9 protein-coding genes are annotated in these 12,392 nt (G+C 72.6%); 5 read left to right on the top strand and 4 right to left on the bottom strand.

Annotated elements, in window-relative coordinates; genetic code table 11:
* Positions 1-18: 18 nt before the first annotated feature.
* Positions 19-1,047, bottom strand: a complete 1,029-nt coding sequence (locus tag G401_RS0106390) for a hypothetical protein (protein WP_027341847.1) — start codon at positions 1,045-1,047, stop codon at positions 19-21.
* A 106-nt stretch (positions 1,048-1,153) separates the two neighbouring features.
* A complete protein-coding gene (locus G401_RS43880) occupies positions 1,154-2,746 on the bottom strand; it encodes a DEAD/DEAH box helicase (RefSeq protein ID WP_051366259.1) in 1,593 nt (530 codons plus the stop codon).
* 354 nt (positions 2,747-3,100) lie between these two features.
* On the opposite strand from G401_RS43880, the gene G401_RS0106380 reads away from it, so the two are divergent.
* A complete protein-coding gene (locus tag G401_RS0106380; protein ID WP_051366319.1) occupies positions 3,101-3,736 on the top strand; it encodes a ferritin-like fold-containing protein in 636 nt (211 codons plus the stop codon).
* 22 nt (positions 3,737-3,758) lie between these two features.
* Here the strand turns inward: G401_RS0106380 and G401_RS0106375 are convergent, their stop codons facing one another.
* Positions 3,759-3,986, bottom strand: a complete 228-nt coding sequence (locus tag G401_RS0106375; protein WP_027341845.1) for a DUF3107 domain-containing protein — start codon at positions 3,984-3,986, stop codon at positions 3,759-3,761.
* Positions 3,987-4,102: 116 nt separating this feature from the next.
* Entirely contained in the window at positions 4,103-4,768 is a 666-nt protein-coding gene (locus tag G401_RS0106370; RefSeq protein WP_027341844.1) for a TetR/AcrR family transcriptional regulator, read from the bottom strand.
* A gap of 133 nt (positions 4,769-4,901) precedes the next feature.
* Here G401_RS0106370 and G401_RS54520 point away from each other — a divergent pair, with 133 nt between their 5' ends.
* The 4 genes from G401_RS54520 (at position 4,902) to moeZ (ending at position 12,376) form a co-directional block, all read left to right on the top strand.
* The gene (locus tag G401_RS54520) at positions 4,902-8,348 is read left to right on the top strand and encodes a hypothetical protein (RefSeq protein WP_157545386.1); all 3,447 of its coding nucleotides are present in this window, start codon (positions 4,902-4,904) and stop codon (positions 8,346-8,348) included.
* A gap of 85 nt (positions 8,349-8,433) precedes the next feature.
* Positions 8,434-9,387, top strand: a complete 954-nt coding sequence (locus G401_RS0106355; protein ID WP_027341843.1) for an alpha/beta fold hydrolase — start codon at positions 8,434-8,436, stop codon at positions 9,385-9,387.
* A gap of 88 nt (positions 9,388-9,475) precedes the next feature.
* Positions 9,476-11,077, top strand: coding sequence for a DUF3152 domain-containing protein (locus G401_RS0106350; protein WP_245601633.1), 1,602 nt, complete (start codon positions 9,476-9,478; stop codon positions 11,075-11,077).
* 81 nt (positions 11,078-11,158) lie between these two features.
* Positions 11,159-12,376 carry an adenylyltransferase/sulfurtransferase MoeZ gene (moeZ, locus tag G401_RS0106345; protein WP_027341841.1) on the top strand — a complete coding sequence of 406 codons (1,218 nt, stop codon included), beginning with the start codon at positions 11,159-11,161 and terminating at the stop codon, positions 12,374-12,376.
* Positions 12,377-12,392: the final 16 nt, after the last annotated feature.

The raw sequence follows: 12,392 nt of genomic DNA, 5'->3' as shown, positions 1-12,392 counted from the left end.
GGGGCGGAGCGTGGGGGGCTATTTGAGGAGTTCGCGGGTGATGGCTTCGGCGGTGTCCGCGAGCAGGGTCGCGGGCTTCACAGGCCGGCCGGCGAAGGCGCTGACCAGGGCGGCGAAGCCCGGCAGCGGAAAGCCGTCCTCCTCGGCGACCGCGGGGGCGTGGCGGGCCAGGCTCGCCCTTCCCCGCTCCCACGCCTGAATGATCTCCGAGCGCGAAGGCACCCCGAAGCCGTGGCCGACCGGGGCCGCATGCCGGAGCTTCACCAGGGACGAGTCGTTCAACGTGGCCGCGAGCCGGCTGCCGACCCCGAGCAGCTCACGGTCGTCCGCGGTCCACCGGGTCAGCACCGAGCACGGGCGCGGACACGCACCCGCGCAGACGCCCAACGCGTGCGAAGTGTTGGAATGCTGCCGGTCCAGGTACGCCCGCCAGCCACTCGGCGGCTCGTGCGCCACCCGCAGCACCCGCTGGGCCGCGGACTTCTCGGCCTTCGTATGTGGACACTCGCGGCCCTCGAAGTCGCCCCACAGGCTGTGCTCGCCGTTCACCTGCTCCGGCAGCCGCAGGGGATCACCGGCGTGGCCCAGCACCCGCTCCCAGACGAGCAGGGGCGCGTACTCGCTGATGATGTGGACGGCGGCGACGAGCGCACTGGTCTCCCGGCGCAGCCACCGCACCTGGATGACCTCCAGCAACAACGAGTACGCCGGAACCAGCGAGGCCAGCGCCCCGCGATCCTGTTCCCGGGCGGACTGGGGCATCCGGCACTCCAACGCGCGCTGCCTCAATTCCTCCGGTACGCGATCACCGCTCACACTGTCGGCTATCCGGTGCTCGACGTTCGCCCCGGCGGCGGCATCGGCGACCCCGAAGTCCTCGGCGTCCAGATCCAGCAGCCGCTGACCGAAGGCGCACAGCTGCTGGATGCGCGCCACATCATGAACGGACAGGCCGGTGCCGCCCGCCCCGTCGCCGACCAGCGCGGCGAGGTCGGCGAAGGCGTACCGCTCGGCGAGGGCGACGAGGACGGTGTGCACGGTCTCCATCCGCCCAGCTTCCCACGACGGGACGCCGATCCCGGGCGGTTGACGCGGCCGGGAATGGTCGAACGGCGCGTCCCCGGGTGGGGTCGCGCCGTTCGGGCGATGCTCGTCAGGCCTCCGGGGCGTCCGGCTTGCGGCCGGCTCCGCTGCGGCGACGGCGGCGGCGTGGCTTGGCGGCGCCGGCGTCGGACGCGACGGAGGCGACGGGCTCGGTCGGGCCGTCGGGGCCACCGGTGTCGGAGAACGTGATGACCGTCGGGTCGCCCGAGACCACTTCGCCGTTGCGGCGGCGCCGCCGCTGGCGGGTCGCCGTCTCGTCGGACTCGGCGGGCTCGGCGGACTCCGTGGCGACGACCGGGGCTGCTTCGCGCGTACCGGCGGGTCGGCGGGAGCGGGTCTTGGCGGCGGGACGGGCCGCCGGCGCGCCACGACCGCGGCGGCCACCGCCGCCGAGGTCTTCCTCCTTCTCGGCGGAGAGGCCCTCGCGGGACCGCTGCGCGGAAGGCAGGGTGGACATGGCGTCGGTCGGAATGTCGAGGTCGGTGTAGAGCCACTCGGAGGTGTGGTAGGTCTCGCGGGGCTCCGGCTCACCGATCTCGAGAGTCTTGTCGATGATGCGCCAACGCGGCATGTCCTCCCAGTCCACGAACGTCACCGCGACGCCGGTGGCCCCCGCCCGACCCGTACGCCCGATGCGGTGCACGTAGGTCTCGGGGTCCTCGGGGCAGTCGAAGTTGACGACGTGCGTGACGCCGGAGATGTCGATGCCGCGGGCGGCGACGTCGGTGGCGACCAGGACGTCGATCTTGCCGGCCCGGAACGCGCGCAGGGCCCGCTCGCGGGCGCCCTGGTTGAGGTCGCCGTGGACGGCGGCCGCCGCGAAGCCGCGGAAGTCGAGGTCCTCGGTGACCCGGTCGCAGTTGCGCTTGGTCCGGCTGAAGATCATCGTGAGGCCGCGGTCCTTGGCCTGCAGGATGCGGGCCAGCATCTCCAGCTTGTTGAGGGAGTGCGTGCGGTAGACGAACTGCTTCGTCTGCGGGCTGACGCCCGGCTCCTCCGAGTGTCCCGCGTGGACGGTGATCGGGGAGTGCAGGAAGCGGCGCGCCAGCGTGACGATCGCGTCCGGCATGGTGGCCGAGAAGAGCATGGTCTGCCGCTGCTCGGGCAGCAGCGAGAGGATCTTCTCGACATCGTCGAGGAAGCCGAGGTCCAGCATGCGGTCGGCCTCGTCGAGGACGATCGCCTTGATCCGGTCGAGCTTCAGGTGCTTCTGCTTGATGAGGTCGAGGAGTCGGCCGGGCGTGGCCACCAGGATCTCGACGCCCTTGCGGAGCGCCTCGATCTGCGGCTCGTACGCCACGCCGCCGTAGATCGGCAGCACGCGGATGTTGCGCAGCCGGCCGGCCGCCTGGAGGTCCTTCGAGACCTGCAGGCCCAGCTCGCGGGTGGGTACGACGACGAGCGCCTGAGGCGTGCCGTCGCCGCCCTCTTCCGGGTTCAGCACACGGTCCACGAGGGGCAGGCCGAACCCGAACGTCTTGCCGGTACCCGTCGGCGCCTGGCCGATCAGGTCGGCGCCACGCATGGCGATGGGCAGCGCGTACTCCTGAATGGCGAACGCGTGCGTGATTCCGATTTCGGTCAGCGCGACGACTGTCTCCGGGCGGACGCCCAGATCAGCAAAGGTTGACGTGGTGCTCATGGAGTTGTGGGGTGCCCTCTCTCGGTGCGCCCCGCCTCAAATGAAAAGCGTCTGTCTGGGGCGCGCTGTGTATGTAGCGCGGTGGTTTCGCGCTCCTGAATCACGTCGGCCGCACACCAGGGCGGGTCGCCGGCTCACGCCGTCGCCCGTGCGGTGATCCCCGGGGGCCGCACGTGTCCGCGAGCCCGATCAGCCCGCGACAACCAACCCATCGTAGCCCGAAACCATGTCCGCGCGCACTGGGTAGTCACCCGATCACAACTACGGGTACGCGCCGACTGTTCCCCATATTGATCATTATCGAGCGTTCTCCGCGCGTTCCGTGCCGTGTCGCGGCGCGCTACCCTTCCGGACGTGTCGCAGAACACACTCGAACCCGGCGTCCGGGACCTGCTCGGCCTGCTCGCGTACGCGCAGCTGCTGGCCTTCGACCGGATGGCCGCGGATGCCCGGCTGGCCCCCGACCTGCACCGGCGCGCCGTGCTCTGCGAGATGGCGGCGGTCGAGATCGGCAACTACCGGCAGATCGCCGACCGGCTCGGCGAACTCGGCCTCGACCCGGCCGGCACGATGGCCCCCTTCGTCGAGGCGCTCGTCGAATACCACGAGGCGACCGAGCCGACCGACTGGCTGGAGGCGCTGACGAAGGCGTACATCGGGGACGGGATCGCCGACGACTTCTACCGCGAGGTGGCCGCGTCCGTCGGTCCTGTCGACCGGGACCTGGTGCTGCGCGTGCTGCACGCGAACGCGTACGACGACTTCGCGCGGGACGAGATCCGGGCCGCGGTCGCCGCCGACCCGAAGGCGGCCAGCCGGCTGTCGATGTGGGCGCGCCGGCTCGTCGGCGAGGCCCTCTCCCAGGCGGTACGCGTCGCGGAGGAGCACGCCGACCTGGTGGTGCTGCTCGGGGACGGCGGAGCCGAACTGTTCGACCGGTTGAAGCAAGCCCACGGCGACCGGATGGCCGCCGTGGGCTTGAACAACTGAGGACCTCGGCCGCGGGGCCGGGTCAGCGGGGCGTGAAGCCGACCGGGCGCTGCTGGGCCTCGGCGATCTCCACGTACGCGATCTTCGAGACCGGGACGAGCACGCGCCGGCCCTTCTCATCGGTCAGGCTCAGCACGCCGCCGTCCGAGTTGAACGCCTCGGTGACCGTCGCCTCGACCTCGGCCTGGGACTGCCCGCTCTCCAGCACCAGCTCGCGGGGGGCGAACTGAACTCCGATCTTGACCTCCACGGACAGGATCCTCCTCGCATCAGGGCGGCGCTCCCACGACCGCCTGAGCGAACAGTAGCGCGCGGGCGGTCGCGTACCGGGCTCACCCGAGGCGTGTTCGCGCTCGGGTGAATGGGCTAGTAGTCCGCCGGCTCGCCCGGTCCGGCGTGGTCGAAGCCGCCGAGGGGGAAGCTGGCGATGCCCCGCCAGGACAGGGAGGAGATCAGCCGCTCGGCCTCCTCCTGCATGATCTCGCGGCCGCCGGTCAGCCAGTACCGCGCGGCGACCTGGGAGATCCCGGTCAGCCCGGCCGCGAGCAGCTCCGCCCGGGCACGGTCGACGCCGGTGTCGGACATGATCGTCTCGGTGATCGCCTCGACGCTGGCCTTCTCGACACGGTCGACACGCTCGCGTACGGCCGGGTCGTTGCGCAGGTCCGACTCGAAGACCAGGCGGAACGCCTCGGACTCGTGCGACACGAAGTCGAAGTACGCGTGCGTGGCCCCGCGTACGCGTTCCTTGTTGTCGTTGGTCGCCGCCATGGCGCCCTGGATCTGGTCGATGAACGCGTCGCAGTGGGTGTCCAGCAGCGCGAGGTAGAGCTCGAGCTTGCCGGGGAAGTGCTGGTAGAGCACGGGCTTGGAGACGCCGGCCCGCTCCGCGATGTCGTCCATCGCGGCCGCGTGGTACCCCTGCGCCACGAAGACGTCCTGCGCCGCTGCGAGCAGTTGCGATCGCCGGGCGGAGCGGGGCATCCGGGTCGGTCGGCCCGCGGCCCGCGCGCCGTTCGTCGCCGGTGTCATGGCTCTCGTCCTCTCCTCAGGGCGCGGGTTGGGTACGCCCCTCGTGCGGGTGGATGAAATTCTCCCGCCGTTGCAACTTATCGCGCTTCCCCTAACAAGGTAGCCTCACCCATGGGCTACCGAGGAGCGCACGGTGGACGTAACTGGACAAACGGGCGGGAGTACCCCCGCTCATCACAACGGTCACCAACCTGAGGGCAAGGGGGAACCGCCACAGGCGAACGGCTGGGAAGGCTGGTCCGGTGCGGGCTCCGCGCTGGAACCCGAGTCCGACTCGGTCGTGCCGGCCTGGCGCCGGGGGATGGACGCCCTGCGTAACTCCCGTACCGCTCAGACTCCGCCGCGCTACGCGGAGATGCTCGCCGATGCCGGCGTCCGCGCGCCCGTCGAGGAAGAGGCCATTCCTCCGGGCGAATCCGCGTCCCTCCCGGATTATGGGATCCTGCCGGCGCCGGACTACAGCGTCCTGCCCGACGACGAGATCCTCCCGTACGACCACCCGCTGCTGGACGCCCCGCCGGTCACGCACGGCACGCCGTTCGCGTACGGCGCCGAGCGCCCGCTGACCGAGCCGACGCCGCCGCAGGGCACGCCGAACCCGTTCGCCCGACTGCTGGACGTCCCGTCGGTGCCGTCCGCGCCGCCCGCTCCGCGGCCGTCGACCTATCCGGTGTACCCGCAGCCCAGTCCCGAACCTGCTGCTCCCGTGTCGGGCGGACCCGGGCGTACGCGTACGCCGGCCGGATTCGAGCCGATCGAGCAGGGCCCTGTGCCGGAGTTCCGACCCCTGGAGGCGTACGCGGGCCCGACCGCTCCGGACGGTCCGCCGCACCGGTCCGAGCGCCCGTCCGGTGCGCTCCGGTCCGGCACCGGCTCCTACGGCACCCTCGGTACGCCGCCGCAGCCGAACGGTTTCGTCCCCGCGGGTCCTCCCGCGGAGCCTTCCTCGGGTGGCCCGGTTTACGCCGGACAAAACGGTAGAGGTCCCGGATATCCGGGATCGGGGGCTCTGCCCGCAGCAGAGGCGCTCCCGCCCGCTCCGACCGCCCCGCCGACCTCTCCCGCACCCGTACGCCCCGCGCGCGACGGCGACGCCGATGGGCGGCCCCGGGTGGCGACACACGGTGGTCCGGTTCTGCCCGCGGTGGTGCCGAACGGGAACGCGGCCGCGCCGGGCAGCCCGGTGCACGCGGACCCGGGTGGCCCGGTCTTCGGCGCGGCCGTCGCCGGTCGCCCCTTAGCCGGTGGACCCGCAGCCGGCGGGCAGTACGGTGGCGCGCATGGTCCGGCCGACGCGGGCCCGCACAGTGACCGTCAGGCGGAGCCGGCCGGCCCTGCCCACCCGGACGCCACTCATGACGATGCCGGTCTTCGAGGCGCCGCCCGCCAGGGCGACGGGCTGCCGAACGCCGGTCCGCCGTCCGGACCGCAGAACACGAGAGTCCAGAACACCGGGTACCAGAACACCGGAGCCCCCAGCGCCGGGTACCAGAACACCGGGCACCGGAACGTGGGCCACCAGTACCCCGGTCCGCAGGCCGCCGGTCAGGAGGGCCTCAGTCCGCAGAACACGGCCCGCCCGGGCGCCGGACAGCACGGGCCGGGTCATCAGGACACCGGCCATCAGGGAGCCGGCCACCAGGGAGCAGGGCAGCAGGACGCGGCGGACCCGCTGCGCGGCGTTGTCCGCCCGGGGCCGGCGAGCCCGCCGGAGGTCGCGCCCGTCCACAGCCCAGCGGGCCTGGGCGAGCCCGAGTTCCGTCAGCCGGCGGCGAACCATCTCGGCGACCCGAATCACCCACGCCTCACTCAAGGCCCCGGCACCCGCCACGAGGCGGATTCCCGTGGCGGTGCGGACAACCGTGGCGGTGCGGATCCGCTCGGCGACGCGAGCGACCACGGCGCGGGCGGTCGTGGCGGTGCGAACGGCCAGCCGGTCGCCCGCCTGCACGGCGCGACCGATCCACGGCCCGGCGACGACACTCATGGCGTCGCCGACAACCGAGGCGCGGCGATGGCCGGCCCCGGCGCGCCCGTTCCCGAGCCGCACCGGCCCGAATCGCACCGGCCTGAATCGCACCGGCCCGGGACTCCCGCGCCCGGCATGGCGGCCGCCCAGGGCGAGCCGAGCCCGCTCGGTGACGTCCCCGGCCGCCGTCCCGCCGACGGTCCGGAACGAGAGTCTCTCCACAATGGGATCGACGGCTTCGCCGCCGGTGCGTCCGCACAGGCCGGACCGCCCGCAGCGGGCAGGCAGGGTCCGGCCCAGCCGAACCCGGCGGGCCGGCCCGCCGAGGAGGACGACCCCGGTCACATCGATCCTTCTCGTGCCGGGCATTCTTCCGGGGTCATGACGCACGGCGGAACCCATCCGGACGGCCACCCCGTCGGCGAATCCCCCTGGGCCGAGCAGGCCGGCTGGGCGGAACAGCAGCCGCACGGGCACGGGTTGCCGCAGCGCGTACCGGCGGAGCCCGACGTGCCCCGGCTCTCCGAGCCCACGGTCGAGCCGCCGGCACCGGCGCCCGCGCTCTCCCGGATCGCCTCCGGGCTGCGGCGCGACGACGTGCCGGCCACCGACCGCCCCGACTTCTTCGACATCGCCGCCGTGCTGTCGGCCGTCCGCGACGTTCCCGGCGTACGCGACGCGCAGCTGAAGGCGTCCCCGACCGGCGGGCACAACCTGCGGCTGGACCTGGCCGACGGGGCCGATCCGGCGTACGTGAGCCGGGTGGTCGCCCGGATGCTCAACGAGCGCATGGGCCTCGTCGCCGAACCTCCGGCCGCCCTGGACCCGAACCGGGTCGCCGAGCAGATCCGGGCGGAGGAGCAGCGGCAGGCCGAGAGCCGGCCGGCTGAGCCGGGTCCGGACGCCCGGCCCGCGTCGCCGGCCGGTCAGACCGTGCCCACGCAGCCGGGCGGATACCGGCCGGAGGGCCCGTTCCCGCCGAGCCGGCAGGCTCCGGTGACGCCCGCCCAGCGCGGCGCGCCGCCGTTGCCGCCCGGTCTGGTCCCAGCCAGTTCCGCGCCGCGCGAGCCGCGCCGCCGCCATCCGGTCTCGGTACGCGGCCGCTACCCCTCGGAGCTGCGCGGCGGCACGTCGACGGAGCGGATGCGGCCCGACGAGCCGCCGGAGCCGAACCGGCCGCCGGCGCTGACCCCGGCCGAGCCGGGCCGCCGGGTCGTCCTCGATCACGTACAGGTGAGCACGTTCGGCATGGACGCCACCGTCGAGGTACGCCTCGTCGCCGGCGAGAAGGTCGCGCTGGGCGTCTCGAACGGGCCGGCGGTCGACGGGTACGTGCTGCGGCTGTGCGCGGCGGCCGCCGCCAACGCGGTCGACGAGCTGCTGTCCGAGCTGCCCGAGGAGTCGCAGGGCCGCGGGCACTGCTACGTCGAGCAGGCCGCGATCGTGCCGATGGGCAGTTGCGAGGTGGCCGTGGTCGTGGTGCTCATGGTCTGCAACGGCTGGGTCGAGCAGCTGGCCGGGTCGGCGCTGGTCTCCGGCGACCCCCGCCAGGCCGTGGTACGCGCGACGCTCGCGGCGGTGAACCGCCGCCTCACCGCCCTGCTGCCGTGACAATCATGAGCATGACGACCGAGGACAGCACGATCGCGGGGGTCGTCGCCGGGAGCACCGCGATCGGCGGGGAACAGGCGATCGCATGAGGCGGGCGGCGCTCGCCACCGAGGACGTCCTGCCCCCCGAAGGTCCCCTGGTGCCGCCGTGGCCCGGGCGTCGCATCGAGGTCGGCCCCATCGGCCTGTTCGTCCGCGAGACGCCGGCGCGTACGCCGGCCGCCGAAGCCGCCCTCTACGTGCACGGTCTCGGCGGTTCCTCCCAGAACTGGACCGATCTGGCCGGGCTGCTCGCCGACCGGCTCGACGGCATGGCCGTCGACCTGCCCGGCTTCGGCTACAGCGATCCCGCCCGCAGCTACTCCCAGACCGCGCTCTGCCGCGCGGTGATCGGCCTGATCCAGACCACCGGCCGCGGCCCGGTGCACCTGGTCGGCAACTCGCTCGGCGGTTCCGTCGTCGTACGCGTCGCCGCCCTGCGGCCGGACCTCGTGCGTACGCTGACGTTGATCTCGCCGGCCATGCCGTTCCTGGATCCCCGGCGGTCGCTGCAGGGGCGGGTCGTGCCGTTCCTGGCGCTGCCCAGGGCTGATCTGCTGGCGGCCCGGCGTATCCGGGCGATGGAGCCGGAGGCGCTGGCCGTCGAGGTGCTGGCCGCCTGCTACGCCGATCCGGGCGCCATTCCGCCGCAGCGTCTCGCCGAGGCGGTCGACGAGGTGCGTCGGCGTTACGAGGTCGGGCATTTCGCGTCCGCGTACACGGGTGCCTTGCGGGGTCTGGTGTTGAGCTTCCTGCGCGCGCAGCTGCCGGGTGCCGGATCGTTGTGGGCCATGGCGCGTACGCTGACGATGCCCGCGCTGGTCATCGCCGGGATGCGCGACCGCCTGGTGGATGTACGCGTCGCACCGCGCGTGGCCCGGGCGATTCCCGACGCGCGGCTGCTGCTCCTGCCGGACGTGGGACACGTCGCCCAGATGGAGGTCCCGCGGACCGTGGCGCGCGCGGTGCTGGGACTGCTGGACGCCGCGCACGCTGTGTAGCGAACGGCACCGGTTTGATGAACTTGGCGCCGATTCGGGCCGCCGGTACGCATCTTCGCGGCAGGCGTATGGCAGTCTGGAGCGCGTCATGAGCTACGACCGCCGGCAACCGCCCTCCGAGCCGTCGCGTCACGGCGGCGATACGCGCCGCGGTGCCGGCCGCCAGCCCGACCGGCACGATTCCGAGCCGGGCCGCCCCTACGGTTCCTTCGACGGCGGGTACGCGCCCGAGGAACGTTATGCCGCCACGGACCATCCCGACGACCAGCGCCGCCACGGGCAGGAAACCTACGGGCGGACCGATCCCGGGCAGGACGGCTACGCATCGAGCGGCTACGGCCACACCGGCCAAGGGCAGAGCGGTTACGGGCAGACCGGCTACGGGCAGAGCAGCTACGGGCAGAGCAGCTACGGGCAGAGCGGTTACGGGCAGGACGGCTACCTCCAGGAAGACGGTTACGGCCGTGACTGGGCGGCCGAGACGAGGCCGCGCCGCGTCGCGCCCGAGGAAGCCCGCCCGCGCGACTACGAAGACACCTACGGCGCCGGCTTCGACCGTGGCTCCGGTCGCGGCCTGGACCGAAGCGACGACGACGGCTACGGCGGGCGCGGCGACCTGACCACGATGCCCGGTGCGGGCGCGCGCCGGGCCGGCGATCCGGCGTCGGTGCGACCGCGGAGCGGCACCGGCCAGACCTACGACACCGGCTACCAGCCCGCCCAGACGTACGACGCGGCCCAGACCTCCTCGACCGGCCGGAGCTACGACTCGCCCCGGGAACGCGAGGACGGCGCCGGAACCGGGTACGCCGACGCGCCGACCGGGGAGTGGCTGCCGCCGCGCCAGCCCCGCGACGGCGGCCGCGGCGACGGTCCCCGCCGGCAGCGTCGAGCGGCCCGGCTGAAGGCGCAGCGGCGACGGCGTACGGTGCTGATCGTCGTGCTGCTGTTCGTCGCCACGACCATCGGCTACCTCCTGGTACGCGGAGGCCACGCCGAGCCGCAGACCACCGCCGACGGCAGCACGGCGCAGCCGAGTTCGGGAGCGTCGGTCGCGGGGCAGCCCGATTCCGGCGGCGCCCCGTCCACGTCCCCGATCCAGGCCGTCGCGCCGGAGAGCGTTCCGCAGACCGGCCCGGGCACCTTCGCGTACGCGGCGGGCACCGGCAAGGTCCTCGGCACCTCGGGCACGCTGCGCAAATTCCAGGTGGCGGTGGAGAACGGCGTCGGGCAGGACGTGGCCCCGTTCGCCGCGACGGTCGACCGGATCCTCGGCGACCCCCGCAGCTGGATCGCCGGCTCCAAGGTGAAGTGGCAGCGCGTACCGCAGGGGGCGACGCACGAGTTCGTCATCTACCTCGCGACGCCGGCCACCTCCGAGAAGATGTGCGCGGTCGGCGGACTCCACACGGACAAGTACACGTCGTGCCGGCTGCCCGGACAGGTGATCATCAATCTCGCGCGCTGGCTGACCGGCGTACCGGAGTACGGCGCGGGCCTGGAGACCTACCAGGACTACGCGATCAACCACGAGGTCGGCCACCAGCTCGGCCTCTACCACGAGGCGTGCACCGGCCCGGGGGGTCCGGCCCCGGTGATGGAGCAGCAGACGCTCGGGCTCAAGGGCTGCGTCGCCAACGGCTGGCCTTATGTCGACGGCAAGCGGGTCACCGGACCGCCGATACCGTGACGAGCCGATATCACGGCCGCTGAATATTCCCGCGTCCCACGTGGTAGACGTCATGGCGCGAATTCCCATGCGCGAGCAAGAATGGGCTGCAACCATTCCCACGGAAAGGCAGGAACCGTGTCTTTGCCGCCGCTGGTCGAGCCGGCCGAGTCGCTTTCGGTCGACGAGATCCGCCGCTATTCACGCCACCTGATCATCCCCGATGTCGGGGTCGAGGGGCAGAAGCGGCTCAAGAACGCCAAGGTGCTCTGCGTCGGCGCCGGTGGCCTGGGCTCGCCCGCGCTGATGTACCTGGCCGCGGCGGGTGTCGGGACGCTCGGCATCGTCGAGTTCGACACGGTCGACGAGTCGAACCTCCAGCGCCAGATCATCCACGGCCAGTCCGACGTCGGGCGCAAGAAGTCCGAGTCGGCCGCCGCCTCGATCCGCGAGATCAACCCGTACGTCACCGTGCAGATCCACGACACCGCGCTCGACCGGGAGAACGTCTTCGACATCTTCCGCGAGTACGACCTGATCGTGGACGGCACCGACAACTTCGCCACGCGCTACCTCGTCAACGACGCGGCCGTGCTGCTGGACAAGCCGTACGTGTGGGGCTCGATCTACCGCTTCGACGGCCAGGCCAGCGTCTTCTGGTCCGAGCACGGTCCCTGCTACCGCTGCCTCTACCCGGAGCCGCCGCCGCCCGGCATGGTGCCGAGCTGCGCCGAGGGCGGCGTCCTCGGCGTCCTGTGCGCGAGCATCGGGGCGATCCAGGTCACCGAGGCCATCAAGCTGCTGGCCGGCATCGGCGAGCCGCTCGTCGGTTCGCTGATGGTCTACGACGCCCTGGACATGACGTACCGCAAGATCAAGGTACGCAAGGACCCGAACTGCGTGCTGTGCGGCGAGAACGCGACGCAGACCGAGCTCCTCGAGGACTACGAGGACTTCTGCGGCGCGGTGTCTCCGGAGGCGCAGGCGGCCGCGGCCGAGGCGACGATCACCGCGGGTGAGCTGAAGGAGTGGCAGGACGCCGGCAAGGACATCTTCCTCGTCGACGTCCGGGAGCCGGCCGAGTTCGAGATCGTCCGGATCCCCGGCTCGACGCTGATCCCCAAGGGCGACATCCTGTCCGGCGCGGCGCTGTCCACGCTGCCGCAGGACCGGCAGATCGTGCTGCACTGCAAGTCGGGCGTCCGCTCGGCCGAGGCGCTGGCCGCGCTCAAGCAGGCCGGCTTCTCGAACGCGGTGCACGTCCAGGGCGGCGTCCTGGCCTGGATCAAGCAGGTCGACCCGAGCTTGCCGACTTATTGAGATGAACGTCAAAGGC

It is taken from the genome of Hamadaea tsunoensis DSM 44101, assembly GCF_000428945.1.
Classification (GTDB): domain Bacteria; phylum Actinomycetota; class Actinomycetes; order Mycobacteriales; family Micromonosporaceae; genus Hamadaea; species Hamadaea tsunoensis.
The sequence above is the reverse complement of the archived record's forward strand: the minus strand, read 5'-3'. Positions and strand labels throughout refer to the sequence as shown.